General features: G+C 45.3%; 25 protein-coding genes and 2 tRNA genes. 9 read left to right on the top strand and 18 right to left on the bottom strand.

Going from position 1 to position 26,488, the window contains the following annotated elements:
- Positions 1–136: 136 nt before the first annotated feature.
- From M1B78_RS06345 to M1B78_RS06380, 8 genes are all read right to left on the bottom strand, one after another.
- A complete protein-coding gene (locus M1B78_RS06345; RefSeq protein WP_257940203.1) occupies positions 137–1,291 on the bottom strand; it encodes an acyltransferase family protein in 1,155 nt (384 codons plus the stop codon).
- A gap of 99 nt (positions 1,292–1,390) precedes the next feature.
- Positions 1,391–1,954, bottom strand: coding sequence for a Crp/Fnr family transcriptional regulator (locus tag M1B78_RS06350; RefSeq protein ID WP_257940204.1), 564 nt, complete (start codon positions 1,952–1,954; stop codon positions 1,391–1,393).
- Between the two features lie 333 nt (positions 1,955–2,287).
- Positions 2,288–2,968, bottom strand: coding sequence for a hypothetical protein (locus M1B78_RS06355; RefSeq protein WP_257931419.1), 681 nt, complete (start codon positions 2,966–2,968; stop codon positions 2,288–2,290).
- A gap of 75 nt (positions 2,969–3,043) precedes the next feature.
- A complete protein-coding gene (locus M1B78_RS06360) occupies positions 3,044–4,258 on the bottom strand; it encodes a site-specific integrase (protein WP_257931418.1) in 1,215 nt (404 codons plus the stop codon).
- Positions 4,259–4,375: 117 nt separating this feature from the next.
- Positions 4,376–4,448 (bottom strand) — tRNA-Gly (locus tag M1B78_RS06365).
- 8 nt (positions 4,449–4,456) lie between these two features.
- Positions 4,457–4,539 (bottom strand) — tRNA-Tyr (locus M1B78_RS06370).
- Between the two features lie 73 nt (positions 4,540–4,612).
- Complete coding sequence (gene ribH / locus M1B78_RS06375) at positions 4,613–5,107, bottom strand: 6,7-dimethyl-8-ribityllumazine synthase (protein ID WP_136010574.1); 495 nt, start codon at positions 5,105–5,107, stop codon at positions 4,613–4,615.
- A gap of 144 nt (positions 5,108–5,251) precedes the next feature.
- A complete protein-coding gene (locus M1B78_RS06380) occupies positions 5,252–5,935 on the bottom strand; it encodes a tetratricopeptide repeat protein (protein ID WP_136010575.1) in 684 nt (227 codons plus the stop codon).
- A gap of 237 nt (positions 5,936–6,172) precedes the next feature.
- Here M1B78_RS06380 and recF point away from each other — a divergent pair, with 237 nt between their 5' ends.
- Positions 6,173–7,285 (top strand): DNA replication/repair protein RecF, encoded by a 1,113-nt coding sequence (gene recF, locus M1B78_RS06385; RefSeq protein WP_257940205.1) that lies wholly within the window; start codon positions 6,173–6,175, stop codon positions 7,283–7,285.
- On the top strand, positions 7,282–7,572 hold the full coding sequence (locus tag M1B78_RS06390; protein ID WP_136010577.1) for a DUF721 domain-containing protein: 291 nt from the start codon (positions 7,282–7,284) through the stop codon (positions 7,570–7,572). Before recF ends, M1B78_RS06390 begins: the two co-directional genes overlap by 4 nt.
- Before the next feature lie 4 nt (positions 7,573–7,576).
- Here M1B78_RS06390 and M1B78_RS06395 read toward each other — a convergent pair whose 3' ends face one another.
- The 7 genes from M1B78_RS06395 to gap all read right to left on the bottom strand — a co-directional run bounded on the left by M1B78_RS06395 (position 7,577) and on the right by gap (position 14,801).
- Positions 7,577–8,368, bottom strand: a complete 792-nt coding sequence (locus tag M1B78_RS06395; protein WP_176469047.1) for a histidinol-phosphatase — start codon at positions 8,366–8,368, stop codon at positions 7,577–7,579.
- Positions 8,365–8,895, bottom strand: coding sequence for a 5-formyltetrahydrofolate cyclo-ligase (locus M1B78_RS06400; RefSeq protein ID WP_257940222.1), 531 nt, complete (start codon positions 8,893–8,895; stop codon positions 8,365–8,367). The genes M1B78_RS06395 and M1B78_RS06400 overlap by 4 nt, the downstream gene beginning before the upstream one ends.
- The gene (locus M1B78_RS06405) at positions 8,813–10,552 is read right to left on the bottom strand and encodes a S41 family peptidase (protein ID WP_136010579.1); all 1,740 of its coding nucleotides are present in this window, start codon (positions 10,550–10,552) and stop codon (positions 8,813–8,815) included. Before M1B78_RS06405 ends, M1B78_RS06400 begins: the two co-directional genes overlap by 83 nt.
- A 31-nt stretch (positions 10,553–10,583) precedes the next feature.
- Positions 10,584–11,060 carry a deoxycytidylate deaminase gene (locus tag M1B78_RS06410; RefSeq protein ID WP_136010580.1) on the bottom strand — a complete coding sequence of 159 codons (477 nt, stop codon included), beginning with the start codon at positions 11,058–11,060 and terminating at the stop codon, positions 10,584–10,586.
- 12 nt (positions 11,061–11,072) lie between these two features.
- Positions 11,073–11,591, bottom strand: a complete 519-nt coding sequence (locus M1B78_RS06415) for a DUF4847 domain-containing protein (RefSeq protein ID WP_257940206.1) — start codon at positions 11,589–11,591, stop codon at positions 11,073–11,075.
- On the bottom strand, positions 11,588–13,690 hold the full coding sequence (locus M1B78_RS06420; protein WP_430732563.1) for a M3 family metallopeptidase: 2,103 nt from the start codon (positions 13,688–13,690) through the stop codon (positions 11,588–11,590). The genes M1B78_RS06415 and M1B78_RS06420 overlap by 4 nt, the downstream gene beginning before the upstream one ends.
- Before the next feature lie 100 nt (positions 13,691–13,790).
- A complete protein-coding gene (gene gap / locus M1B78_RS06425) occupies positions 13,791–14,801 on the bottom strand; it encodes a type I glyceraldehyde-3-phosphate dehydrogenase (protein ID WP_005835458.1) in 1,011 nt (336 codons plus the stop codon).
- 140 nt (positions 14,802–14,941) lie between these two features.
- Here gap and mscL point away from each other — a divergent pair, with 140 nt between their 5' ends.
- From mscL to M1B78_RS06445, 4 genes are all read left to right on the top strand, one after another.
- A complete protein-coding gene (gene mscL, locus M1B78_RS06430; protein WP_136010582.1) occupies positions 14,942–15,382 on the top strand; it encodes a large-conductance mechanosensitive channel protein MscL in 441 nt (146 codons plus the stop codon).
- A 189-nt stretch (positions 15,383–15,571) separates the two neighbouring features.
- Positions 15,572–15,967, top strand: coding sequence for an HU family DNA-binding protein (locus tag M1B78_RS06435; protein WP_136010583.1), 396 nt, complete (start codon positions 15,572–15,574; stop codon positions 15,965–15,967).
- Between the two features lie 76 nt (positions 15,968–16,043).
- Entirely contained in the window at positions 16,044–17,597 is a 1,554-nt protein-coding gene (gene guaA / locus M1B78_RS06440; protein WP_257931416.1) for a glutamine-hydrolyzing GMP synthase, read from the top strand.
- 152 nt (positions 17,598–17,749) lie between these two features.
- Positions 17,750–18,442, top strand: a complete 693-nt coding sequence (locus tag M1B78_RS06445) for an SGNH/GDSL hydrolase family protein (protein WP_136010585.1) — start codon at positions 17,750–17,752, stop codon at positions 18,440–18,442.
- Positions 18,443–18,461: 19 nt separating this feature from the next.
- On the opposite strand, the gene M1B78_RS06450 is transcribed toward M1B78_RS06445, so the two are convergent.
- The gene (locus M1B78_RS06450) at positions 18,462–19,124 is read right to left on the bottom strand and encodes a Crp/Fnr family transcriptional regulator (protein WP_257940207.1); all 663 of its coding nucleotides are present in this window, start codon (positions 19,122–19,124) and stop codon (positions 18,462–18,464) included.
- A 100-nt stretch (positions 19,125–19,224) separates the two neighbouring features.
- Positions 19,225–19,989, bottom strand: coding sequence for a rhomboid family intramembrane serine protease (locus M1B78_RS06455; RefSeq protein ID WP_257940208.1), 765 nt, complete (start codon positions 19,987–19,989; stop codon positions 19,225–19,227).
- A 170-nt stretch (positions 19,990–20,159) separates the two neighbouring features.
- Here M1B78_RS06455 and M1B78_RS06460 point away from each other — a divergent pair, with 170 nt between their 5' ends.
- Genes M1B78_RS06460 through M1B78_RS06470 form a run of 3 tightly spaced genes read left to right on the top strand, consistent with a single transcriptional unit; the run spans position 20,160 to position 24,816 of the window.
- Positions 20,160–22,100 carry an amylo-alpha-1,6-glucosidase gene (locus tag M1B78_RS06460; RefSeq protein WP_257940209.1) on the top strand — a complete coding sequence of 647 codons (1,941 nt, stop codon included), beginning with the start codon at positions 20,160–20,162 and terminating at the stop codon, positions 22,098–22,100.
- A gap of 14 nt (positions 22,101–22,114) precedes the next feature.
- The gene (locus M1B78_RS06465; RefSeq protein WP_136010589.1) at positions 22,115–23,383 is read left to right on the top strand and encodes a glycosyltransferase family 4 protein; all 1,269 of its coding nucleotides are present in this window, start codon (positions 22,115–22,117) and stop codon (positions 23,381–23,383) included.
- 17 nt (positions 23,384–23,400) lie between these two features.
- The gene (locus M1B78_RS06470; RefSeq protein ID WP_257940210.1) at positions 23,401–24,816 is read left to right on the top strand and encodes a glycoside hydrolase family 57 protein; all 1,416 of its coding nucleotides are present in this window, start codon (positions 23,401–23,403) and stop codon (positions 24,814–24,816) included.
- Positions 24,817–24,899: 83 nt separating this feature from the next.
- Here the strand turns inward: M1B78_RS06470 and M1B78_RS06475 are convergent, their stop codons facing one another.
- Positions 24,900–26,483: a DUF4270 domain-containing protein gene (locus M1B78_RS06475; protein WP_257931413.1), complete on the bottom strand. Its 1,584-nt coding sequence runs from the start codon at positions 26,481–26,483 to the stop codon at positions 24,900–24,902.
- Positions 26,484–26,488 lie beyond the last annotated feature (5 nt).

Here is a 26,488-nt window from a genome sequence, read left to right on the forward strand (position 1 = left end):
ACAAAGATACTGCTTATTGGGGATATAATGTAGGAAAAAAATGCAGATTTTTGCAATCAACCTTCATATTTCCGCGTCTAATAAGTAAAAAGAGGAGATTATGAATATGAAAATGTGACGGAAGCAGGAAGCCATTTTACCGTTTCTTGTTCAAGAAGCGTTTAGCCAGATATTTCCGCACCGGTTCATCATAGAATTTCAGGCATAGAGAAGCCAATAATATGTTCCATGCGTAAACACACAAGGCAACCTGCCAGGTCTGTTCCAATGTGAAGAGCTGGTTCTTGATGAGCCATGCATAGAATAAGTACATGAATGGATAATGTATCACATAGATTGGATAGGATATATCTCCCAGGAATTTGCATATCCGGGTTGATTTCTTGTCTGTTGTGGTACCGGAAGCTCCTAACCAGACGAGAACCGGAAAAGCGATGATTACACAGAACGCTTCATAAATGCCATTTGTACAGACCGGTGTTGCACCTTCCAGGTAGGGCACTGAAAACAAGGCGACCAATGCGATGGCACATATCCAGAAAGCACCTTTCACCTTGATAGGCTTGAAGTTGCGTGACAAAAGCATGCCCATGGAGAAAGGAAAAAGCATCCTCAGTAATCCGCCGCCAAAGTTTATTCCGTCCAGTGTCCAGCCCACTCCCATATTTCCGTATCCGGAGACATCGAAAATGGCGAATGATGCCAATGCCACTCCCAGCAATATTGTCAGTACGGTTAGGGCTTTGTTTGATAAGCGGTGGATAAATAAAGCATAAAGGATGTTGCCTATATATTCAAAGAACAAGGACCAGCATGGACCATTCAAAGGAAACATTTCGCCATTGCCACGGACTTCATAACCTGCACCCGGCATTGTGGGAATAAAAAATATTGTGCAAAGAAGGGACAGCATAATCATGGAGAGGGCAATATGTGTTCCGTCCCATTGTACACATCCTTGAAGACAGAAGGTAATGGTGCCTAGGACGGCCCCCATAATGGCCATCGGATGGAGACGTATCAGGCGCCGTTTAAAGAAGTTTCTCATTGTGAGGCTCCTGCCCCAACGGTCATCATAGGCATACCCGATAACGAATCCCGATAGTATAAAGAAGAAATCTACAGCTAAATAACCGTGGTTGAAGGTGTCGATAATGCCACCACCGGCAAAAGCATAGCCTTCGAATATATGATACCATATAACCATTAAGGCTGCTACGCCACGGAGCCCGTCGAGAAGGTCATAGTGTGCTTTGGTGTCTGAGAAGGCAGAAGATGAAATGTGCGACATCTGTTTTTTCTGTTGTTTGGTTAATGTTTTCGGATGCCAAAGATACGCCATGCGAAACGAAGTTCTTTTGCTTAAAAGCAAAAAAAGAACGACGAGTTTCTATTTTTTTGCGCGTATCCGGCTGAGGGTGTAAATGGAAATACCCAGAAAGGCTGCCACATATTTTAGCTTCACCCGGTTTATCAGTCCGGGGTAACGGTGGTTAAATTGTTCGTACCGCTCTTTGGGAGGCAGTTGGAGTCTTTCCGCAAACATGTGACTGAGCTCTTTGTTTACGTTCTGATGCAATATTCTGCCCCAGTTGGCTATATCGATATATGTTGCGTAGAGAGCGTTTAACTTGTTTATGTGGATAGTATAGATTTTGCAGTCCGAAAGAGTCTCAATACTTTCTATTGACGGCTGTTGATAATATAGTGAATCCATTCCGAAGGTTACATCACCTTCCTGGCTGAACCAAGTGGTGGTATCTTGTCCGTCGTGATGAAATACGGAACGGGTGACTCCTTCCTCAATGAAATATACCAGTCGGTCTGTCACTCCCGCTCGTACTATATAAGTACCTTTAGGGTAGTACCTTACTTGCATATTTGTCAGAAGCGCCTGCAGTGCCTCATCAGAAACCGGGTAAATCTGCCTGATTTTATGAATGATATTGTTCATGGAAAGGGAACTTTTTATTCGTTTGCAAACTTACATAATTTGATTAGAGCCTGTTTAAATTTTCTTCAAAAAGTTTTTTCAGCTTCTTCCCAAGCTTCTTTCCGGTCTGTTTTTCTGTTTCTATTCGTCACATAGCCCGCTATGCTCTTCATTAAAACAGAAAAACATCCTCAAAAAGAACTCTTAAAAGAATGCTGAATAAAATTTAAACAGGCTCTTACACTATTTATAAATTCCTCCTTATCATATCCCCATAATTCCACTTCGTTTTTTACTGATTTATAAACAATGTTAATGAATTGGTATATTGATTCAAACTTATATTCTTCCATGCTATATTTTATTTAAGTCGTTGCGCATTTGCTGAATTAAATGTTCTTTAATATTGAGTGCAGAATGTGATATTTCAGTAAGAATTTCCACATGCTTTTGTAGAACTATTTGATTGTTTTTCATTATATTATTGGGTAGCATGTTTATAATTTGGGCGGAAGTATCAAACATATAATCGTAAGTCCTTTCCATTAAGTTTAACAATTCAATAACCTCTTGACTTGCGATTAACCTTATAGTATTGGTTTCCTGTTTTACCTTCATTAGCTCTGTATTATTCTCATTCATTAGATTTTGTATTTTTTCCATATATACTGTACATACTTTATTTTGTTCAGTCTTATCATCTATTGTAGCAAGAAACCCAGCATAAAACTCTGTTATTATTGGAGTCATTTTGTTGATACATGAAAGGTTTTGTTTTCCTGTAAAGGAATCAATTAATTGAAAGAACTTTAAGTATTGTTCTTTCTTGCTTTCGTATTGGTATTTTCTTTTTGCTATATCTAATTCGTGTCTCTTTTTTATATCTTCTATTTGTTGTGTTAATGTAAGGTTCTCATTCCTTAAAGCTTTGTTTTTGGCTTTTTGACTTATATATGTTTTTAAATATAAGAAAAGAAGTCCAATGATAATTATTGCCATTAGACTGAAATAAGATATTTGATTAGATGTGTCCATATATTAGTTCTTAAATTTTCCATAAAGGTATAAAAATAATCCCACTCATAATTATTATGAGTGGGATTATTTAATTTAAAGAAGATTCTTCATAGCTTCATCCACTTGCTCATTATCGAAACTATCCAAGTATATTTGAGTGGTGGCTAAGTCTGAATGTCCCAATGCTTCACTTATCAATGCAATGTTTACCCCCGATTTCTTTAGGACGCTTGCGAATGAGTGCCGGGCGACATAGGTTGTCAAGTTGGCTTCAACTCCAAGTTGTGCGGCAAGTAGTTTTAGATTCTTATTGACCTTTCCTAATATCTTATGTATTCTATTCTGTTTTTGTAGGGCGGTCTTATGTATCTTACTGTCTAAAATCGGAAACAGATAGCCTTTACTCTCTTTTGAATATTTCTCGATTATCAGCATAGCTTCCTGCGGTATTCCTATCTTGATTAGCTTTTTTGTCTTTTGACGAATATAGTGTAATCTGCCATTTTGAATATTCTCGTGTGTTAGATTGGCTATGTCTGTGAAATTGATTCCACCGCATAGATAGCTGAATACGAATATGTCTTTGCTCAACTCCATATACTGTTGCTTTCCAATAGACTGCACTTCTGTTGTGAATTTCAGTACGTCTGCTTTGGCAATGGCTCTCTTTTGAGTAGTGGTGTCGAACTTGTTGATTTTATATTCGTCAAACGGATAATCGGACTTCCGGGCGCACTTAGCTTTGATGGCTTTATTATATGTACTCCGGAGCGTGCGAAACATTAGGCTTATAGTAGTTTCTTTATTGTCTTTGGAGCGTAGCCATTTCTCATATTTGGTAAGCCAAGAAGTATCTATATCGCTGAAAGGTATATCTAACCTACCTTTTGTGAACATTTTAAGCGAATTGAAAGAACTTTTATAGATGAGGCGGTTGCCGCATTTGTCTTCACGTGTGTATTGCTCTATCAGTTCGTGATAGAACTCACTAACAGTTTTCAGTTCAAACTTGGTATTCTCATTATTGAGTAGGGTAGTAGTGGTATATTCTTTCTGTTCGACATTCAACTCTAACATTCGCTGTTGAAGTTCTCGTTGTTTATCCAAGATAATCTTTTGAATATACTCTTTGTTAGGGCAGTTAGGCTTAGGCTTTTCTTTAATGAAGTCCCAAAGGGTAGCTTTGATGGATAGACCTAAACTCTGATACTTTTTCTTGCCGTCTTTACAGATGCGTAGCATTAAAGGGTGTTCACCGTTTGATAGTGTCTTTGACTTGTAACATACCACTGAAATTGTAGCGTTCATACTGATTTTTGGTTTAACTCTCGGTTTAACTCACTCGGTTAAACCACGCTAAATTCAGCACCCTTTAAAAACAAAAATCAGATAGAAATCTTGCGATAACTATCTGATTTTCAGAAGAGCGGAAGACGGGGCTCAAACCCGCGACCCTCAGCTTGGAAGGCTAATGCTCTATCAACTGAGCTACTTCCGCAATTTTTGTGGGCAAAGATGGATTCGAACCACCGAAGGCGTAAGCCAGCAGATTTACAGTCTGCCCCATTTGGCCACTCTGGTATTTGCCCCTTTGCACTTAAGATTCTATTTCAATTCTCTCATTGAGTAGGTTTGTTTCTCAATTGCGGTGCAAAGATACGACTATTTTTGTAAACTCCAAGCAAAATCTATCATTTTTATTGCAGAAATTGCACATTCGTCTCCTTTATTGCCCAGCTTACCACCGGCGCGATCCTCTGCTTGCTCCATTGTATTGGTGGTAATTAATCCGTAAATTACTGGTACATCGCCACTTGCGTTTAATTGGGTGATTCCTTGGGTAGCACCCATGCAAACATAATCAAAATGTGGAGTATCTCCTCTGATTACACAACCAATTGCAATAACTGCATCGACTTCACTGTATTCGATAAGTTGGTTGGCACCGAAAGTCAGTTCAAAACTGCCAGGTACTGTTTTTACCAGGATATTTTCATCTTTGGCTCCATGTCTTTTTAAGGTGTCTATAGCACCTTTTAGGAGAGCACCGGTAATATTATAATTCCACTCGGATACAACGATGCCGAATTTCATTTTTTCCGCGCTGGGTACAGAACTGAAATCGTAGTCTGAAAGATTGTGATAAGCTGTTGCCATAAATAAGGAATTAAGAATTAAAAATTAATAATTGAAAATAGAAGAGAGAGGGGAGAAGAAAGAGGCACGGACTACACGGATTCACGGCTATTTTCCGTGTTTTCCGTGTAATCCGTGCCTAAGATGTCTTTATAATAAGGTATATTACTTCTTCAGCAGTTTGGCTTGTTCGATATACTTGTCGATATCCATTGCCTGGTATGAACGGAAGTATTTATCCTTGATAGTGGTATACGCCTGGATTGCATCGTCATACTTACCTTGCTTTACCAAGATTTCTCCGGCTTGCAGTAGGTAGATGGGGCTGAGTGAGTTGTTGTCAGCTTCGTTGGCGGCTTTCAGCAGCATAGAAGCGGCTTTGTCCAGTTGACCGAGCTGCGCATAGCAGTTACCCATGGCACCTTTCATGGCAGGAGCAACCATTTGGTCATCTCCGTCAAAGCTGTCCAATGCTTTCACTGCCTCGTCATATTTGCCGAGGTGTGCATAGCAGAGACCCATATAGGCTTTTGCAAGATTGGCTGCTTTTGTGCCGCTGTATTCGTCTGCAACTTTTGTAAATCCAGCAAAACCGATGCTGTCGCCGTTCAGTGCTTGTGCATAAGCGTCTGCCTCAAAGTATTCTTGTCCTTTAAATAGGGCTGCTTGTGCTTTTTCTTCACGGGGGTCTGCATAAAGGTTCTTGTACATCACTACGCCGGCAATGATGATGATTACTGCTGCTACAGCGCCGATGATTGCTTTTTTGTTTTTAATGAAAAAGGCCTCCGATTGTGTCAGTGCATCCTCCACGTTTAAGGCTTCATTCGTCTTTTTTTGTTCTGCCATTTTTATATAATCTTTTTGTTATTATTCTTATTTATCTATTTCGACCCGCAAAAGTAAGTTTTTTATAGCTATCAACGAAATTTAGCGGCATCTTTTTTTGTTTTGTATCAGAAAACACTGGAATTATTTCTACTTTTCAATGAGCCGGGCTTCACCTCTGTATTAAAAATAAGCAGGCTTATTTTGTACTGCTTTCGGTTTTGTATTATCTTTGTAACCGAACTCATCGTTGTTATAATGATATTGAAGCGTATATCTATACTCAATTATAAGAACTTGGAGCAGGCAGAGCTTTCATTCTCGCCCAAGTTGAACTGTTTTTTCGGACAGAACGGTATGGGGAAAACGAATCTGCTGGATGCGGTATATTTTTTGTCTTTCTGTAAAAGTGCCGGTAATCCCATTGATTCCCAGAATATCCGCCATGATGCCGACTTCTTTGTTATTCAAGGATTTTATGAGGTTGCCGGCGGAACCCCTGAGGAAATATACTGTGGCATGAAAAGACGACAGAAGAAGCAGTTTAAGCGCAACAAGAAAGAGTATACGCGTTTGTCTGACCATATAGGTTTTCTGCCTTTGGTCATGGTCTCTCCTGCCGATTCGGGGTTGATAGCAGGAGGTAGTGATGAGCGCCGACGTTTTATGGATGTAGTCATCTCACAGTACGACAAAGAGTATCTGGAAGCTTTGATACGATACAATAAAGCCCTGGTGCAGCGGAATACCTTGCTGAAGAGTGAACAGCCGGTGGAAGAAGAACTCTTTTTGGTTTGGGAGGAGATGATGGCGCAAGCCGGCGAAGTGGTGTTCCGCAAACGTGAGGCCTTTATCCGTGAGTTTATTCCTATTTTCCAGTCTTTTTATTCATTCATTTCGCAGGATAGAGAGAAGGTGGGATTGAGTTATGATTCCCATGCCCGCGATGTCTCTTTGCTGGAAGTGCTGAAGGAAAGCCGTGTACGCGACCGGATTATGGGTTATTCGTTGCGTGGTGTGCACAAGGACGAACTGAATATGCTTCTGGGGGATTTCCCTATCAAGCGTGAAGGGTCGCAGGGACAGAACAAGACTTATCTTGTGGCGTTGAAGCTGGCACAGTTTGATTTCCTGAAACGTACCGGGACTACTGTTCCCTTGTTGTTGCTGGACGATATTTTTGACAAGCTGGATGCCTCGCGTGTGGAGCAAATCATCAAGTTGGTGGCAAGCGACAGTTTTGGACAGATTTTTATAACAGATACCAACCGTGAACATCTGGACTGTATTCTGCATAAAGTGGGCAGTGATTATAAGATGTTCCGTGTGGAGCAGGGAACGGTTGCCGAGATGAAGGAGGAAGAGGCATGAAGCGCAATAATGCCGAACAGATAGGTGAACTTATCCGTCATTACCTCAGGCAGGAAAGTCTGGAGTCTCCGCTGAATGAACGGCGGCTTATCAGTGCGTGGCCCGAAGTGCTGGGGCCTACCATTGCTTCCTACACCCGCGAACTTTATATAAAGAACCAGGTGCTTTATGTGCACCTCGCTTCTGCTGCCCTGCGCCAAGAACTGATGATGGGGCGTGAGTTGTTGGTGCGCAACTTGAACCGTCATGTGGGGGCGCAGGTCATAACAAATATCATATTCAGATAAATTATCACCGGTCTGTCAGCATCCTCAGCTCATCTATTCTTTCAATCTTCAGTTCTTTCAATTCCCGGACTGCCCGGTCATAATACACCGGAGTTTCCAAATCCTTGTTGTCATGCGCATCCAGTCCGATGATGGCTGTACAGCCTTCATTGGCAGCGATTCGCCAGAACTCCGGGCATGGGTATGTGGATAAACCGTGCGCTTCATTGTAGGCTACATAGCCTATATTGTATTCCAGCGGGACATTTAGGCGTGCAGCAGTACGGCAGATGTGCCGGCTGATGGTAGAGCAATGGTGGTCGAACTTCGGATAGGAGCGCATGAACAAGTCCGGATGGGCAAGACAAGAGAATAATCCGCTTTCCATACCTTCGATGGCGCTTTCTTCGTAAAGGTCGAGCATATCGCGGCTGTCCGTATGATGGCCGAAATAGGGAAATTTTTCATCGGTGTGGTAGTGATGGTTTCCGAAGATGATATAGTCCAGCCGGTACTTCTTGATTTGTTCTTTCAGCCAATGGATATGTTGGGGGAAGTATTCACATTCAAGTCCTATCCTGATGTCTATCCGGTCGTGGTATTTTCCACGGAGCATCTTGAGGCTCTCCACGTAGCCGGGAAGCTCTTCGGGGAGCATCCGCATGTCGGCTACGTAGTCGGTACGGTATTTCCAAGGAGTATGGTCTGAGAAACCGAGTATCCGGTAACCGCCTTTGATGGCACTGAGCACATAGTCTTCGTCATCTCCGGTGGCATGCATGCAGCGTGTGGTGTGTGTATGATAATTGGTTTTCATTGCGTTATTATTTCATCCATGCGTATGTCAAATGGTTCTGCAGGAACTTCTTCTACGAGTTGAAACGGGAAACAGATGCCGGCTTTGTAGGCTGATGGGATGTGGGGCAGAAGCCGGTCGTAGTAACCTTTACCGCGCCCAAGACGGTTGCCGTTACGGTCGAATGCCACGCCGGGAACCACAATGAAGTCAATGTCTGCATAGTCGGTAAATAACTTGCCGGTCGGTTCTTTGATGCCGTATGCACCGGGTTTCAAGTCCTCAGGTCTGGTGTACAGTCGCAGTTCCAGGTCGTCACCTGCAACTACCGGAAGCAGTATCCGCTTTTTGCGGTTCCACTTCCGGATAAATTCGTGTGTATCCACTTCGTCTTTGAGAGAGTGGTAAAGCAGTACGGTTTTTGCCGCCCTGAAAGTAGGGTGTGCCTCGAGGGCGGCAAGTATTTCAGCAGACTGACGCATAGCGGAAGAGCTGTGTCGGGTCTTCAACAAAGCTATCTGCCTGCGCAGTTCTTCTTTCTTTTCCATCATCTTTTTTATCCTCTATGATTGGTGTTGCTTCCGGGGCTTTTGGGAATGCCTCTCCACGTTCCAGAATATCTAGTGCCTTCTTGACGGTAGCATCGCTCTGGTTGATGTAGCGGATGTATTGCTCCCTCCCCAGTATGTTGTAGATAATGTTGCCGTAAATGCTCCTTTCCAGTAGCTTGTAGGACTTGTGGATAAGCAGGTTGCGCCGCTTTACTCCCTTGGAGTCTGCAAAACGTACAAACTGTTCCACAACACCTTGGTGGCGAAGGTACTTCAACAAATCCACTTCATTGTTGTATTCACTCAATTTCGTGCGGTTACGATCGGTATACTGGAAGCTGAATTGCAGAATCAGTCCCTTGTTGCTTACTTCTATCAGGTAAGAAGATACTCCGGTAGTGTCTTGCGGAACGAATACGTCTGGCATAATGCCTCCTCCTCCATATACGGGTCTACCTAAGCCGGTAGAGTAACGCAGTTTTTCGTCCAGTTTGATACTGTCTTTGGAGAAGAATTCGCCGTGTTCGTAACGGGTAATCCAGTCCATTTCGTATTTGCTGTCCTTGCCGTTTTCGTAAGGACGCTGGATGCAACGGCCCGATGGAGTGTAATAGCGGGCAATGGTCAGGCGGATGGCGGAACCGTCACTGAAGTCGATGGGCTGCTGTACGAGTCCTTTGCCGAAGGAACGGCGTCCTACAATGGTTCCGCGGTCATTGTCCTGAATGGCGCCTGCAAAGATTTCGCTGGCCGAAGCAGAACTTTCGTTTACCAATACTACCAGCGGCAGTTTTTGGCAACTGCCGGTGCCGTTGGCATATTCCTCCATGCGGGGGTATTTGCGGCCATGGGTATATACTATCAATTTTCCTTCCGGCAAGAATTCGTTCACCATGCGCGTGGCTGCTTCCATGTAGCCTCCGGTATTGTCGCGCAGGTCGATAATCAGTCCTTTGCACTTCTCATGACTCAGTTGTGCTATTGCATTCAACAGTTCTACATGCGTGGTACGTCCGAATTTGCTGATTTGTATATATCCGTAGTCATCGTCGACCATATAGGCTGCATCAATGGTGTTTTGCGGGATGTCGCCGCGTGTAATGGTGAATTCGAGCAATTCCTTTTCCGTGGCACGCTTGACACCCAACTTCACCTGACTGCCTTTCGGACCTTTCAGATTGCGCATGGCCTTTTCATTTGTCAGGCCTTTGCCTGCAAATAGGCTGTCGTTGACCATCACAATGCGGTCGCCTGCCATCAGACCCACTTTCTCGGACGGTCCGCCGGGAATCACGCTGTTCACGTGTATCGTGTCTTCTTGAATGGTGAACTGGATACCTATACCGCTGAAACTGCCTTCAAGTTCGGAATTGACCTCTTCCAGTTTCTGTGCGGGGATGTAGGTGGAGTGGGGGTCAAGTTCCGCCAATATCTGCGGCATGGCCTTTTCTACCAGATCGGTCATGTTGACGGTATCCACATACTGGTCGTCAATAACACGCAGCAAAGCATTCAGCTTGTTGGACGAGCTATTGATGATTCCCAGTTTGTTACCGGCAAAATGCCTGGCGTAAAACGTTCCGATAAGAATTCCCGCTACTACACTGATTGCGATGATAAGCGGCATAAAGCGGGATGTGTTTTTTGTACTCATGATGTTTATTTACTATTAGACTATTTACAATTTACTGTTCGGATGCACAAGCAGCCTCCGATTTTAACTTTCCATTATCCATTGAAATAAACACCACCTCGATGCCTGCTCGTTTCAAAAGTTCGACACCATCCTCCAGGCGGTATTTTTCGGAGTAGACCACTCGCTTGATGCCTGCTTGGATAATCAGTTTGGCGCATTCTATGCAGGGGGAGGCAGTGACGTACATGGTAGCACCGTTACTACTGTTGTTCGAACGGGCTATTTTGGTTATGGCGTTTGCTTCGGCATGGAGCACGTATGGTTTGGTTACGTTGTTCTCCTCTTCACACACATTCTCAAAGCCGGAAGGGGTACCGTTGTAGCCGTCAGAGATAATCATCTTGTCTTTTACAATCAGTGCACCGACCTGGCGGCGTTTGCAATACGAATTTTCAGCCCAAATGCTTGCCATACGTATATAACGCTTGTCCAATGCTTCTTGTTTGTCTTTTGTAGAATCGTCCATTATATTTATGTTTTATTGTTGCGGGGTGAATCCCATGATTCTGGTTGTCGGTCCGTCTTTAAAATAGAGGGTCAGTGAATTGGCATCCCCTTCATACTTGTACACGTTTTGCAGTCCGGAGATGAATGCCTTGGCCAGTGCATCGCTCTCTGCAGAGCCGCTGATTTTTAGGTTGAAGTTCAATGATTGCGATTTTCCATCGACACTCCAGGTTCCGTTGACGCTTGAGTTGATGCCTTGTCCGTTGACGCTGGTGCCCATCAATTCTCCATCCAGTTCGGTACCTTCAAAGTTTAGAGTGAAGTTGCCTTCTGTCTTAAGTGCTTCTCTGCTTTTTCTCTCGGCCTTTTCATCCTGCCATAAACCTGAATAGAACTGTCTGTTACTGTCCTTATTGGTGAGCCGGCTGAGCTTCCACGTCTTCCCTGTGAATATCCCGATAACATCGTCCTCGTTGTCGCAACTGCTTAGCAGGGGAAGCAACGAAAGCACGAGCAGCATACAACTGATGTTCCTTATAAGTTTTTTCATTTCTTTATTCCATTTCTGATTAATAATGCGTCGATTGTAGGCTCTTGTCCACGGAAGCGTTTATAGAGAGCCATCGGATGCTCCGTTCCGCCTTTGGAAAGGATGTTCTCGCGGAAGGAGGCGGCGGTCTCCGGGTTGAAGATGCCCGTCTGCTTGAATAGCGAGAAAGCATCTGCATCCAGCACCTCTGCCCACTTGTAACTATAATATCCGGCAGAATATCCTCCGGCAAAGATATGGGAGAATTGTGTGCTCATGCAGGCTTCTGCCACAGAAGGCAGAATCTGTGCTTTTTCCCAAGCCTTCTTTTCATAGGCTTTCACGTCACCTTCAAACGGGGTATTGCGTGTGTACCAGGCCATATCGAGCAAGCCGAAACTTACCTGGCGGAGGCAGGCGTATGCCGCGTTGAAGTTGGATGAATCCACGATGCGCTGTACCAGTTCGTCCGGTATCAGCTCTCCGGTCTGATAATGGCGGGCAAACGTATGGAGGAATTCCTTTTCGATGGCGAAGTTCTCCATGAATTGGGAGGGGAGTTCTACAAAGTCCCAATATACGTTGGTTCCGCTCAGGCTTCCGTAGGTGGAATTGGCAAACATACCATGCAGGCTGTGTCCAAATTCGTGCAGGAAGGTTTCTACTTCGTCGAAGGTCAGCAAAGCAGGCTTGCCCTGTGTCGGTTTGGTGAAGTTCATCACGATGGATATGTGGGGACGGCTGTTCTCGCCGGTTTTTTCGTCAATCCACTGTTCCTTGTAGCTGGTCATCCAGGCTCCCGAGCGCTTGCCTGCCCGGGGGTGGAAGTCGGCATAGAACACGGCTAGGAATTTCCCGTCTTTGTCGAATACCTCGTAAGCATCCACATCCTTATGATAGACGGGAATATCCGGATTCTTCTTAAAGGTAATGCCGTACAGCTTGGTGGCAAGACCGAACACACCGTTCTTCACGTTGCCCAGCTCAAAGTAAGGGCGGAGCAGCTCATCGTCAATATTGAACTTCCGGTCCTTCAGTTTATGAGAATAGTACGCCCAGTCCCACGGCATCAGGGCGAAGTCTTCTCCTTCCGTCCGGCGTGCCAGGGCTTGCACTTCGGCATATTCTTGTTTGGCGGTAGGCGTGTAAGCCTCCAGCAGTTGGTCCAGCAGCTTATACACGGACTCACTGTTCTGTGCCATGCGCTCCTGTAGGTTGTATTCGGCAAAGTTGTCATACCCTAAGAGTTGGGCAATCTCCATACGGACATTGGCCAGTTTTTTTACGATTTCCAGGTTGTTGCTGGCATTGTTGTGCGTACATTTCGTATTATAGGCCATATACAGCTCATGACGCAGGTCACGGTTGTCCGCATACGTCAGGAAAGGGCCATAGCTGGGAGCCTGCAAGGTGAATACCCAGCCTTCGACGCCTTTTTCTCCGGCTGTCTCTGCAGCGGCTTCTATGGCGCTTTCCGGCAGGCCGGAAAGTTGGGTGGAGTCCGTAATCACCAGTTGGTAGTCGTTCGTCTCCTTCAGCGCATTCTCGCTGAATTGCAAGGTGAGCAGGCTGAGCTCCTGGCTCAAGGCGCGGTATTTGTCTTTTGCCTCGCCCTTGAGGTTGGCACCGCTGCGCACAAACCCGTTGTAGATGTTCTCCAGCAGTTTCTTCTGTTCGGAGTTCAGCCCTTCCTTGTCTTGCTGTTCGTAGACGGTCTTGATACGGGCAAACAGCTTCTCGTCCAGGCTGATGTTGTTTTCGTGCTGGCTCATCAGCGGCATCATCTTGCGTGCAAGCTCCTGCAATTCGTCGTTGGTCTCCGCGCTAAGCAGGTTGCCGAACACGGTGCCGGCACGCTGGAGCATATCACCGGACTTCTCGTATGCCAATATGGTGTTGGCAAAGGTCGGAGCTTCGGGATTGCCGGTGATGGCATCGATTTCTGCCTGTTGCCTGCGGATGCCTTCGCGGATTGCCGGCTCAAAGTGGGTGATTTCTATCTTATCGAACGGAACGGCCCCGTGTAGTGTGGAGTACGTCTCGAAAAAAGGATTTTTCTGGTCGGTTGTACAACTTGTCATGATGCAGAACGAAATTAAAGTGAATATAAGTTTTTTCATGATTACTTTTATCAATAAAGCTCGAACTTCCTGCAAAGTTGCAAAAAAAACAGGCGACTTCATAGAAGCCGCCTGTTTTTTATTATTTTCTAACTGTATATTAGCAGTTAACCGATGCCATATGAGCAATCAGGTCGAGAACCTTGTTAGAATAACCGATTTCGTTATCATACCAAGATACAACCTTAACGAAAGTATCAGTCAAAGCGATACCAGCCTTAGCGTCGAAGATAGAAGTACGAGTGTCACCCAAGAAGTCAGAAGAAACAACTGCATCTTCAGTGTAACCCAGAACACCTTTCAATTCGCCTTCAGAAGCTTCCTTCATGGCAGCGCAGATTTCAGCATAAGTAGCGGGCTTAGCCAAGTTAACTGTCAAGTCAACTACAGATACGTCCAAAGTCGGAACACGCATAGACATACCGGTCAGCTTGCCGTTCAATGCCGGAATAACTTTACCTACAGCCTTGGCAGCACCGGTAGAAGACGGGATAATGTTGCCGGAAGCAGCACGACCACCTCTCCAGTCTTTCATAGAAGGACCGTCAACTGTCTTTTGAGTAGCAGTTGTAGAGTGAACGGTAGTCATCAAACCGTCAGTGATACCCCATTTGTCGTTCAATACCTTAGCGATAGGAGCCAAGCAGTTGGTAGTACAAGAAGCGTTAGATACGAATTGAGTACCCTTAACGTAAGTCTTTTCGTTAACACCGCAAACGAACATCGGAGTGTCATCCTTAGAAGGAGCAGACATTACAACATATTTTGCGCCAGCTTCGATGTGAGCTTGTGCTTTGTCTTTGCTCAGGAACAAACCTGTAGATTCTACAACATATTCTGCCTCTACTTCGTTCCATTTCAAGTCAGCCGGGTTTCTTTCTGCAGTGATGCGGATAGCCTGGCCGTTAACGATTAATTTGCTGTTTTCAACATCTGCTTCGATAGTACCGTCGAATTGGCCGTGCATAGTATCATACTTCAGCATGTAAGCCAAGTAATCTACCGGGCAAAGGTCGTTGATACCTACGATCTGAATATCGTTTCTCTTCATTGCAGCGCGGAAAACGAAACGTCCGATACGTCCGAATCCATTAATACCTACTTTAATCATTTTGTTTAAACTTTTAAGGGTTTTATAATGTTTAAAAATAAACTTTCGTCTATAAATTGCATTTCTTCCAGATTTGCGGTGCAAAAGTAAGAAAATGTTTTTATATTCGTAACCAAAATCATAATTAAATAATTGAAAAGATGGGAAAATGTTCGTTTTTACAGGAATTTAAGGCTTTTGCCATGAAGGGCAATGTGATAGATATGGCTGTCGGCGTGATTATCGGTGGGGCATTCGGAAAAATTGTCTCTTCCATTGTGGCAGATGTGATTATGCCTCCTATCGGATTGCTGGTGGGCGGTGTCAACTTTACGGATTTAAAGTGGGTGCTGAAACCGGCTGTTTTGGAAGATGGAAAAGAAGTGGTTGCTGCTGTTACGTTGAATTATGGTAACTTCCTTCAGGTAACTTTTGATTTTCTGATCATTGCCTTCTCCATTTTCATGTTCATCAAGTTGCTGACCAAGCTGACTGAAAAGAAGAAAGAAGAGGCACCTGCCGCTCCTCCGGCTCCTCCAGCACCGAGCAGGGAAGAGGTGCTGCTGACCGAAATCCGTGACTTGCTGAAAGAACGGAAGTGATTGTGGCTCTGTGCGCCTGCCTCTTGGACGGAGAGATGCAGAGTATAGGAGTGAATGATGATTGAAAGCCTTTTAATATGTAATTGAAAGCCTTTTAATAAAGCATTGTAAGGCTTTCAATCAATCTTCTTCCTGCGGGATGGCCGGCCTGACTTCCGGCTTGTATGAATCTCAAATAACGAAAAAATTATGTTCTTTAAGAAAAGCCGTGCCAAAATAGCGGGAAAATTCAAATGGTTTCCTCGTGCGTGTGTGTTGAAGCATCCTGTGAATACGCAAGAATTGGGCGAAGCCATCAGTCGCAAATGCACGGTAACCCCGGCTGATGTGCATGCCGTTATCCGTGCCATGCCCGAAGTGATGGCGTTCTATCTCGAAAACGGGCGCAGTGTGCATCTGGACGGTCTGGGGTCGTTCTACTACAAACTGAGTTGTGCCGGAAAAGGGGTGGACAGCCCCGAAGAGGTAAGTGTAGAGCAGGTGCGGGCAGTGCGTGTGCAGTTCATTCCCGAGCGGAGCAAGCAAGCGGACGGTTATCGCCGTGTGTTGGGTGAAGGCGTGGAATTGGTGGAGTTCGGGAAATAAATCGCAGATTTTACGAGATATTCCCTTACTTTTTTCTACTTTTGCAAATCATTTATTAAAGTCTATACGGATTTATATGCAAGAGAAGATTATTATTCTTGATTTCGGCTCGCAAACCACGCAGCTCATCGGCCGTCGGTTGCGCGAATTGAATGTCTATTGCGAGATTGTGCCTTACAACAAGTTTCCATACGGAGATGAGAGTGTAAAAGGAGTTATCCTTTCGGGTAGCCCCTTTTCTGTTTATGATGAGAGTGCATTCAAGGTAGATTTGAGCGGGATTCGCGGGAAATACCCCATCCTGGGTATCTGCTACGGTGCACAGTTCATCTCTTACAGCAACGGCGGACGGGTGGAACCAGCCGGTACCCGCGAGTATGGGCGTGCCCATCTCGGCTCGTTCGATTCGGAGAACGTCCTTTTTAAAGGGGTAAGGAAGAATACACAGGTGTGGATGAGCCACGGAGACACGATTACCGCCATTCCCGATAACTTTAAGCCTATAGCTTCTACGGATAAGGTGGCGATTGCCGCCTACCAGGCAGAAGGTGAAGACATGTGGGGAGTGCAGTTCCATCCGGAAGTATTCCATAGCGAGGATGGTACGCAGATGCTGCGTAACTTCGTGGTAGACGTTTGCGGTTGCAGCCAGAGCTGGAGCGCTGCATCGTTTGTAGATACCACTGTGGCCGAACTGAAGGAGCAGCTTGGCAACGACCGCGTTATTCTGGGACTGAGTGGCGGTGTTGATTCTTCGGTAGCCGCCGTGTTGCTGCATCGTGCCATCGGCAAGAACCTGACCTGCATCTTCGTAGACCACGGGCTGCTTCGTAAGAATGAGTTCAAGAATGTGATGAACGACTACGAGTGCTTAGGGCTGAACGTGATTGGCGTGGATGCCAGCGAGAAGTTCTTCAAGGATCTGGAGGGAGTGACCGAGCCTGAGCAGAAGCGTAAAATCATCGGCCGCGATTTTGTCGAAGTCTTCGATGCCGAAGCGCACAAGATAACCGATGCCCGCTGGTTGGCACAAGGCACCATTTATCCCGACCGTATCGAGAGTCTGAACATTACGGGTAAGACCATCAAGAGCCATCACAACGTGGGCGGTCTGCCCGAGGAGATGAACCTCCGTCTGTGCGAACCGTTGCAGTGGCTGTTCAAGGACGAAGTACGCCGCGTGGGACGCGAATTGGGAATGCCCGAACATCTGATTACCCGTCATCCTTTTCCTGGTCCGGGACTGGCTGTCCGTATCCTGGGGGATATAACACCGGAGAAGGTGCATACTTTGCAGGAAGCCGACGATATTTTCATCCAGGGCTTGCGCGACTGGAAAGTGGAGGATGCCGACGGCAACGAGACATCGCTCTACCATCAGGTGTGGCAGGCTGGTGTCATTCTTCTGCCCGTACAGAGTGTGGGCGTCATGGGCGACGAACGTACCTACGAACGTGCAGTGGCCTTGCGTGCCGTCACTTCCACCGATGCCATGACAGCCGACTGGGCGCATTTGCCCTATGAATTCTTGGGCAAGGTGTCCAACGACATTATAAATAAGGTGAAAGGTGTGAACCGCGTCACATACGACATCTCTTCAAAACCACCCAGCACAATAGAGTGGGAGTGAGATTGACCAATGATAGTGTTGAGGGTGTGTCAAAACCTTCTTTTTAACAAAATCATCCTTGCTACAGATATCTGTGACAGGGGTGATTTTCATATTTTTGGTGTTTTGACACATCCCCGTTTTTTATAAATAGAATAATAATGAATAGAACGATGAAACTTTTATGTATGATTGCTGTCTTTTTGTGCTTCCCCTGGGTAGCCTCTGACGCACAAAAGCAGGATTGGGGAAATTTGAAACGCTATGCAGAGGCAAACAAGGAATTGCTGCGAAAGGGAAAGCAAAAGAACCGGGTGGTTTTTATGGGAAACTCCATCACGGAAGGATGGGTGGCAAACGATGCCGCTTTCTTTGAGGACAACGGTTATGTGGGCCGTGGCATAAGCGGGCAGACCTCTTCTCATTTTCTGCTCCGTTTTCGCGAAGATGTCATCAAGCTTGCTCCGGCGCTGGTCGTGATAAACGCAGGTACCAATGACGTAGCGGAAAATGCAGGCGCTTATAATGAAGAATACACTTTTGGAAATATAGTGTCTATGGTAGAGTTGGCACGGACCAATAAGATAAAGGTGATTTTGACCTCTGTGCTGCCTGCTGCTGCCTTTGGCTGGAACCCTTCTGTCAAGGATGCTCCTCAAAAGATAATGCAGTTGAATGCCAGAATCCGGAAGTATGCCCGGGAAAACAAGATTCCTTATGTCGACTATTACAGTGAGATGGTAGAAGTGGAAGGCGGTAATAACGCTTTGAACCCCTCGTATACCAAAGACGGGGTACACCCCACTTTGGAAGGATATAAAGTGATGGAAACCTTGATAAAGAAAGCGATAGACAAGGTGCTGTAGTAAACCCCGGCTCAGGTGGCTATAAGAGCTTTTCTGCGTCGGGAATCATTATCTCGCCTCTGCGCAGTTCGAGCAGGCCTTTCCCCTGCATGTCGTTCAACGCTCTCGATACTCCCATGCGGGTATCATTGACTACCTGGGCCAATTCTTCCATTTTAATTTTCAGTATTTTCCTGCCCGACGGACGTTCGGTATGTGTCAGGATAAAGTTGCCGATACGTTTTTCAAGGTTGTCGGCGGTTTTCGCCCAAAGACGGTTGTTCAGGCTTTGGGCGCGGTTGCTGATGATATTCATGTAATTCAGGCGGAATATGTCGTATCTGAACAATTCGCTCATGGCGAAAGCCTTGCTGATGCTTACGGTGTGGGTTTCTGTCTGAGCTGTGTGGGTTGAAACGTAGGAGGTGTTCATTCCGAACAAAGATTGCGGCTCTATGACGTAGGGTGCCTGATAATATTCCGTGAAATTGTATGATGCATCCGCAGATGATGTGTATGAGGAAACTTCACCCTTCAATACAAATATCAGTTGACTGCATGTGTCGCCTGCTTTCACAATGACTTCGCCTGCCTTGTGCTTCGTAAAGTCCAGTTTTACTTTTCCCAGGATATTGGTAAAGTCTTCTTGTGCGAGTCCTTGAAAGAGTGGCAGTTGCAATAATGTATCAAACATTGTATTCATAATGCTTTTTCTTCTTGTTTTGAAACAAAAATAGACATTATCAAGGTGTACTGTAAACTCTTTACCCCTCTTTTTGTTTTTTTATTGTTTCTTAAACGTGCTATTCAATCCTTGTAGACGAATCCTCGTTCTTTTTCTCTTCCTTCCTATCGTCCTCATCCTCATTGTCTTCCTTATCCTCATTGTCTTCCTTATCCTCATTGTCTTCCTTATCCTCATTGTCTTCCTTATCCTCATTGTCTTCCTTATCTTCCTCATCGTCTTCCTCGTCTTCCTCTCCGGCAAACGGGTCAGGCCGTTGGGGACCGTATCCCATAAAGCCTATGGCACACAACGTGCCTGCTATGGCTCCACTGAGGTGCCCTTCCCAGGAAGTGGTCGTCTTGGCAAACTGAGGGAACATGTTCCATACCAGGCCGCCATATAGAAACGTTACCAGCAATGAAATGGCGGTGAGCGGTACGTGCCTGCGCAGTATGCCGCTGAAGAACAGAAAGAATGCCAGTCCGTATATGATGCCGCTGGCTCCGATATGCCATCCCGGTTTCCCTATAAGAAAGGTAAGCGTACCGCATCCTATCCAAATGGCAAAAAAGATGTAGGGGGCTATGTGGCGGTAGAAATAGAACAGGCACCACATCAGGAAAAAAAGTGGAATCGTATTGGCGAACAGATGCTTGAAACTGCTGTGTACCAGTGGGTGTGCGAAAATTCCGAACATGCCCCGCTGTTCCATCGGATATACTCCCAGTTGCGTGAAGTTCCAATCCATGCCTATCTCCAAAAACTTCAAAATGTATAAAATGAATAGCAGGAATAGAGGTATAACCGCTGCCAATGCCATTTTCTGTATGTCATGCTTCATATTTCGTACGTTGATTGCTATTTTTGTACAATACTACGGAATATTTGACGAAAACCGAAAAAAAACTGACTTTTTATTTTGGCTATAAGCTTTAATTCGTATTTTTGGGCATCGCTACATGGCTTGTAGCGCATATACCGAAATAATTAACCTTTAAATAATGCACAACTATGAGTTATTTACGATTTGACAAGACCCTGATGATTAATCTGCAAGAATCTTTGCCAAGGGAGATCTTGCGGACGAATAGATCAGGAGCCTATCATTGTACAACAATTGTAGATTGTAACACACGCAAATATCACGGTCTGTTGGTGATACCAGTCCCCAATCTCGATGATGAAAACCATGTGCTGCTGTCTTCTTTGGATGAAACTGTAATTCAGCACGGTGCGGAGTTCAACTTGGGGTTACATAAGTATCAAGGAAACCACTTCAGTCCCAACGGACACAAGTACATCCGAGAGTTCGACTGTGAAAACATCCCGACAACTACTTATCGTGTAGGAGGCGTCATCCTTCGTAAGGAAAAGATTTTCGTACATCATGAAAATCGGATTCTGATTCGTTATACCTTGGTCGATGCCCATTCGGCAACCACACTCAGATTCCGCCCTTTCCTGGCATTCCGCAGTGTGCGCGAGTACACGCACGAAAATGCGCAGGCAAGCCGCGACTACCAGTTGGTGGAGAATGGCATTAAAACTTGCATGTATCCCGGTTATCCTGAGTTGTTCATGCAGCTCAACAAAAAGAATGAGTTCCACTTTCAGCCTGACTGGTATCGTGGTATCGAGTATTCTAAAGAACAGGAACGCGGATATGACTTCAACGAAGACCTTTATGTGCCGGGATATTTTGAAGTGGATATAAAGAAAGGTGAAAGCGTGGTCTTCTCCGCCGGTATCTCCGAGATTTCTCCCCGTAAGTTGAAGCAGACGTTTGAGTCTGAGGTGGCCGACCGCACTCCGCGTGACAGTTTCTACCACTGTCTGAAAAATTCGGCGCACCAGTTCCACAACAAGCAGGGAGAGGAGCATTATGTGCTTGCAGGCTATCCCTGGTTCAAGTGTCGTGCTCGTGACTTGTTCATCTCCTTGCCGGGGCTTACTTTGGCCTTAGGCGAGCAAGATGAATTTGAAGACGTGATGAAGACAGCCGAAAAGGCCATCCGTGAGTTTATCAATGGAGAACCTTTCTCCTACAAGATATACGAGATGGAGCATCCGGACGTGCTGCTGTGGGCTGTCTGGGCTTTGCAGCAGTATGCCAAGGAGACTTCGCGTGAAAATTGCCGGCAGATGTACGGTAATCTTCTCGAGGAGATTGTTGACTATATCCGTGAACGCAGGCACGACAATCTCTTCCTGCACGAAAACGGACTGTTGTATACCAATGGCACCGAAAAAGCGGTTACCTGGATGAATTCCACCGCCAATGGCCGTCCGGTTATTCCGCGTACGGGCTACATCGTGGAAGTGAATGCCCTGTGGTACAATGCCCTGCGTTTTGTGGCCGATATGGTTCGGGAGGGAGGCAATGAAATTCTTGCCGATACTCTGGACGCTCAGGCGGAAATAACCGGAAAGTCTTTCGTAAACGTTTTCCGCAATGAGTATGGTTATCTGTTCGACTATGTGGATGGTTATATGATGGATTGGAGCGTACGCCCCAACATGATATTTACCGTTGCCTTTGACTATTCTCCTTTGGATAGGTCGCAGAAGAAGCAGGTGCTCGATATTGTGACGAAAGAACTGTTGACTCCGAAGGGCTTGCGTACTCTGAGCCCCAAGAGTGGCGGATACAATCCGAATTATGTAGGTCCCCAGATGCAAAGGGATTATGCCTATCATCAGGGTACGGCATGGCCGTGGCTGATGGGTTTCTACATGGAAGCATATCTGCGCATCTATAAAGTGAGTGGCGTGTCGTTTGTAGAAAGATACCTTATCGGTATGGAAGATGAAATGACTTCCCACTGTATTGGCGCATTGCCCGAACTCTTCGATGGTAATCCTCCGTTTGTAGGAAGAGGGGCAGTGTCATTTGCCATGAATACGGCAGAAATCCTGCGTATCTTGAAGTTATTGTCTAAATATAATTTATAAAAGGAGGAACGAAGATGAAAGTTTTAATGTTTGGATGGGAATTCCCTCCCAAAATATATGGTGGTCTTGCGGTTGCTTCTTATGGAATAACTAAGGGATTAAGTTTGCAGGGTGATGTGGAAACTACTTTCTGCATGCCCAAGCCGACAGGTGAAGAAGAGGATTTCTTGAAGATAGTGGGCATGAACCAGGTGCCCATCGTGTGGCGTGATGTCGATTACAATTATTTGAAGTCGAGGCTGACGCGCAACATGACACCGGAAGATTATTATTCTTTCCGCGACCATATCTATTCGGATTTCTCTTATATGCACGTCAATGACATAGGCTGCATGGATTTTGCTGGCGGTTATCCCGGCAACCTGCACGAAGAGATAAACAACTTCTCGGTGATTGCCGGAGTAGTGGCTCGCCAGCAGGAATTTGATATTATTCATGCCCACGACTGGCTGACGTATCCTGCCGGAGTACATGCCAAGATGGTGAGCGGAAAGCCGCTTTGCATCCATGTACATGCTACGGACTTTGACCGCTCGCGTGGAAAAGTCAATCCTACCGTCTATTCTATGGAGAAGAACGGTATGGATTATGCCGACTGCATCATGTGTGTGTCCGAGCTGACCCGCCGCACGGTGATTGAGCAGTATCACCAGAACCCTAACAAAGTGTTTGCAATGCACAATGCTGTATATCCGCTTTCGCAGGAATATCAGGATATACCTCGTCCCGAACATACCAAGGAGAAGGTGGTTACCTTCTTGGGACGTATCACGATGCAGAAGGGGCCCGAATACTTTGTGGAAGCTGCTGCACTCGTGTTGAAACGTGCGCGTAACATTCGTTTCGTAATGGCCGGTTCGGGCGATATGATGAATGCTATGATTAATCTGGCAGCCGAACGGGGTATTGCCGACCGCTTTCATTTCCCGGGCTTCATGAAGGGAAAGCAGGTATATGAGGTTTACAAGAACAGTGATGTATTCGTTATGCCTTCCGTTTCTGAGCCTTTCGGTATCGCTCCATTGGAAGCCATGCAGTGTGGAACCCCTTCCATCATTTCCAAACAGTCGGGATGCGGTGAAATCCTTGATAAGGTCATCAAGACCGATTATTGGGACATTCATGCAATGGCAGATGCCATTTATTCCCTCTGCACCAATCCCGCTCTCTTCCGATATCTGCAGGAAGAGGGCAAGAAGGAAGTGGATGGAATTACGTGGGAAAAAGTAGGCTTGAGAATCCGCGCCCTCTACGAGGATGTGTTAAGAAACTATGGTAAATAACAAAAACAATAATAGAAATGAGAACTATCTGTCTTTATTTTGAAATACATCAAATTATTCATCTGAAACGTTACCGTTTCTTTGATATCGGTACCGATCATTATTACTACGATGATTATGCCAATGAAACCAGTATCAATGATGTAGCCGAACGCTCTTATATCCCGGCATTGAACACCTTGATTGAATTGGTGAAGAATTCCGGAGGTGCGTTTAAAGTGGCTTTCTCCATCTCCGGCGTGGCATTGGAGCAATTGGAGATACATGCGCCGGCTGTTATAGACCTGCTGCGTCAGCTCAGCGAAACGGGCTGTTGCGAGTTCCTGGCTGAACCTTATTCTCATGGTCTTTCTTCTTTGGCCAACGAAGATTGTTTCAAGGAAGAAGTGATGCGGCAGAGTGCCAAGATGAAGCAAATGTTCGGTAAGGCGCCGAAGGTATTCCGTAATTCCAGCCTGATTTATAATGACGAGATTGGTGCGATGGTGGCAGCTCTGGGATTCAAGGGTATGCTGACGGAAGGAGCCAAGCATGTGCTGGGGTGGAAGAGTCCGCACTATGTATATCACTGTTCTATGAATCCTAACTTGAAGTTGCTGTTGCGTGACTTTAAGTTGTCTGACGACATCAGCCTGCGTTTCTCCAACTCTGAGTGGAGCGAGTATCCTTTGTTTGCCGACAAATATATCAGTTGGATTGATGCTTTGCCGCAAGAAGAGCAGGTTATCAATATCTTTATGGAACTTTCTGCTCTGGGTATGGCACAGCCGTTGTCTTCCAATATTCTGGAATTCCTGAAGGCATTGCCGTATTGTGCTAAAGAAAAGGGAATTACTTTCTCTACACCGACGGAAATCGTTACCAAACTGAAATCTGTTTCCCAGTTGGACGTTCCATACCCGATGTCTTGGGTGGACGAAGAAAGAGATACCAGCTGCTGGCTGGGTAATGTGATGCAGCGTGAAGCATTCAACAAGCTGTATAGTGTTGCCGAACGTGTCCATCTCTGTGATGACCGCCGTATCAAGCAAGACTGGGATTATCTGCAGGCAAGTAACAACTTCCGTTTCATGACTACCAAGCAAAGCGGTGTCGGTTTGAACCGTGGCATTTATGAATCTCCTTTCGATGCTTTCACCAATTATATGAATATTCTTGGTGACTTTATCAAACGTGTAGATTCTCTCTATCCGGTGGATATAGATAATGAAGAACTGAATGCATTGCTGACCACCATCCAGAACCAAGGTACCGAGATAGAGGAACTTCACAAGGAATTGGCGAAAGCGCAGACCAAACTGGAGAAGATAAAGGCTGCGGAAAAGAAAGAGAGCAAGGCTACAGCTAAATCTGCCGCTGAAAAACCGGCAAAGGCCAAGGCCTCTGCCAAAAAGCCTGCTGCTAAGAAAACAACTAAAAAGGCTGTTGAATAATATCGGCAGCTTGTCCCATCAATCATAAAAAAAGCCTTCCGTTCTACAATGAACGGAAGGCTTTTTTATGGAATATCTGTCAGTTACTTGTTGAAACTGGTATATGTTACTTCTATCTTCAATGGAGATTTTACTTTACCGTTTTCTTCTTCCGGACCTCCTTTCAGTTTGGCATATCCCGGCTTGAGGTCATGCTGGATACCGGTCATGGTTTTGTTGCCACTACTGTTTGTACTGTTGTCATAGGTAATGGAAACCGGAATCAGCAATACCTTATCCCAGTCTTCATTTTCTTTGTTCCAAGTTTCCTCCCACTCTGTCTCATTCCAAGAACTGCCGGCTTTATCTTTGGCGGCTTTCTTGGCAGCTTGTTTTTCGTTGATGCAAGTGGTAACCAACCGGGCTATGTTGCTGAATACGTATTGATTGGTGGCAAATGCATTGTGGGTTGTTGTAAATGAGGTGATATTATCCCTGACTTTGTTGTCTTCAAAGAAGCTCTTCAAGTCCTGCTTACGTATCAACAGCACGTCATTGGGGGCACTCATGCTATATTCGTAGTCGCTGTTTATATTGTAATTCGTGAAAGTCAACTTCACGGCATTCAGGGTGTCATTGGACAGTTTGTTGTATATTGAATCGTATGGCATGGTGGCTTGAGTGAAGATGCCCGCAGGAGATTTGATATAAGTCCATCCGGTTTCTTCTTCAGCCTTTTTCTTTATCAAATCGGAATTCAGGAATTGGTTTGCTTGGATAACTTCTTTGGTAGAAGCAAATATAGTATTGGTTATATATCTCAAGGAGTCGGTTCCGTCTTTCTTTTTGAGAGCTACACCGGTTGTATCGTTTGTGTAGTGTGTACAAAGTTCCATTTCCAAAGCTACGTAGTCTACATAAAGGATAGTTCCATCTCCCAAATCGCTCTTTACGTATACTCCTTTAAAGACCTTATCTATGAAGGTATCCGAATCCTTGAAGTATTCAGGATTTGCCCGATAAACCTTTAGTATCCTGTCTTCGCCAAAGGTCTTTTTATCCAGCGGGAATGTTACATTGGGATAGAAAGTATAATAACCGTTATTGTCTTTTTCAAATCTTACAGAGTCCGGAACAGATGTGTCGAAAGCTGAATAGGCCTTGCGTCCGAGCAGGGATTTGTCATCGTACTTGTTGTAGTACTCCTCCGGATTGATGTTGGTATAGCGGTTCTTGTCCAGCTTCTTGTCCAGTTCATAGATACTCATCCGGCATGCGTTCAGGGAGTCGCCGAACCAACTGGAATAATAGACAGCCAATTGTATTGAAACTACCGAGTCGCCTGCCATTATACCGGTAGCTTTCGTCGGATTTCCTTTGCTGTCCCATTCGGTTTCCCTATACACTTCCGGAAGGGAGAAGTTCTCCGTGCAGTTCAATTCCGTGAGGAAACTTGTTTCGTAATAACCGAATTCCGGATCGGAAAACTTGCCTATATATCCGGTACTCGTCTTGGCAAATACGGAATCAACGGGAAATGAACGTGTTATTACATCAAAAGTTGTAGTATGCGCTGACATGCGGTCAGAATCGGGTAACATGCCCAAACCTAATGTACCGGTGTTGTCATCGCATCCAAAGAAAGTCAGGACTGCCAAAAGCAATGTTCCCAGATATCTTACTTTCATAGCTT

The sequence above is a fragment of the Bacteroides muris (ex Fokt et al. 2023) genome (assembly GCF_024704895.1).
GTDB classification, from domain to species: Bacteria; Bacteroidota; Bacteroidia; order Bacteroidales; family Bacteroidaceae; genus Bacteroides; species Bacteroides muris.

Bases quoted from the DNA above. Each gene is read 5' to 3' on its own strand.
- M1B78_RS06395 (WP_176469047.1), bottom strand. From the start codon at position 8,368: ATGAAAACCAATTATCATACACACACCACACGCTGCATGCATGCCACC.
- M1B78_RS06455 (WP_257940208.1), bottom strand. From the start codon at position 19,989: ATGAAGCATGACATACAGAAAATGGCATTGGCAGCGGTTATACCTCTA.
- M1B78_RS06420 (WP_430732563.1), bottom strand. From the start codon at position 13,690: ATGAAAAAACTTATATTCACTTTAATTTCGTTCTGCATCATGACAAGT.
- recF (WP_257940205.1), top strand. From the start codon at position 6,173: ATGATATTGAAGCGTATATCTATACTCAATTATAAGAACTTGGAGCAG.
- M1B78_RS06355 (WP_257931419.1), bottom strand. From the start codon at position 2,968: ATGGACACATCTAATCAAATATCTTATTTCAGTCTAATGGCAATAATT.
- M1B78_RS06360 (WP_257931418.1), bottom strand. From the start codon at position 4,258: ATGAACGCTACAATTTCAGTGGTATGTTACAAGTCAAAGACACTATCA.
- M1B78_RS06445 (WP_136010585.1), top strand. From the start codon at position 17,750: ATGAAACTTTTATGTATGATTGCTGTCTTTTTGTGCTTCCCCTGGGTA.
- M1B78_RS06410 (WP_136010580.1), bottom strand. From the start codon at position 11,060: ATGGACGATTCTACAAAAGACAAACAAGAAGCATTGGACAAGCGTTAT.
- M1B78_RS06435 (WP_136010583.1), top strand. From the start codon at position 15,572: ATGTTCTTTAAGAAAAGCCGTGCCAAAATAGCGGGAAAATTCAAATGG.
- M1B78_RS06405 (WP_136010579.1), bottom strand. From the start codon at position 10,552: ATGAGTACAAAAAACACATCCCGCTTTATGCCGCTTATCATCGCAATC.
- guaA (WP_257931416.1), top strand. From the start codon at position 16,044: ATGCAAGAGAAGATTATTATTCTTGATTTCGGCTCGCAAACCACGCAG.
- M1B78_RS06450 (WP_257940207.1), bottom strand. From the start codon at position 19,124: ATGAATACAATGTTTGATACATTATTGCAACTGCCACTCTTTCAAGGA.
- ribH (WP_136010574.1), bottom strand. From the start codon at position 5,107: ATGGCAACAGCTTATCACAATCTTTCAGACTACGATTTCAGTTCTGTA.
- M1B78_RS06415 (WP_257940206.1), bottom strand. From the start codon at position 11,591: ATGAAAAAACTTATAAGGAACATCAGTTGTATGCTGCTCGTGCTTTCG.
- M1B78_RS06400 (WP_257940222.1), bottom strand. From the start codon at position 8,895: ATGGAAAAGAAAGAAGAACTGCGCAGGCAGATAGCTTTGTTGAAGACC.
- M1B78_RS06350 (WP_257940204.1), bottom strand. From the start codon at position 1,954: ATGAACAATATCATTCATAAAATCAGGCAGATTTACCCGGTTTCTGAT.
- M1B78_RS06465 (WP_136010589.1), top strand. From the start codon at position 22,115: ATGAAAGTTTTAATGTTTGGATGGGAATTCCCTCCCAAAATATATGGT.
- M1B78_RS06380 (WP_136010575.1), bottom strand. From the start codon at position 5,935: ATGGCAGAACAAAAAAAGACGAATGAAGCCTTAAACGTGGAGGATGCA.
- M1B78_RS06345 (WP_257940203.1), bottom strand. From the start codon at position 1,291: ATGTCGCACATTTCATCTTCTGCCTTCTCAGACACCAAAGCACACTAT.
- mscL (WP_136010582.1), top strand. From the start codon at position 14,942: ATGGGAAAATGTTCGTTTTTACAGGAATTTAAGGCTTTTGCCATGAAG.
- M1B78_RS06475 (WP_257931413.1), bottom strand. From the start codon at position 26,483: ATGAAAGTAAGATATCTGGGAACATTGCTTTTGGCAGTCCTGACTTTC.
- M1B78_RS06390 (WP_136010577.1), top strand. From the start codon at position 7,282: ATGAAGCGCAATAATGCCGAACAGATAGGTGAACTTATCCGTCATTAC.
- gap (WP_005835458.1), bottom strand. From the start codon at position 14,801: ATGATTAAAGTAGGTATTAATGGATTCGGACGTATCGGACGTTTCGTT.
- M1B78_RS06470 (WP_257940210.1), top strand. From the start codon at position 23,401: ATGAGAACTATCTGTCTTTATTTTGAAATACATCAAATTATTCATCTG.
- M1B78_RS06460 (WP_257940209.1), top strand. From the start codon at position 20,160: ATGAGTTATTTACGATTTGACAAGACCCTGATGATTAATCTGCAAGAA.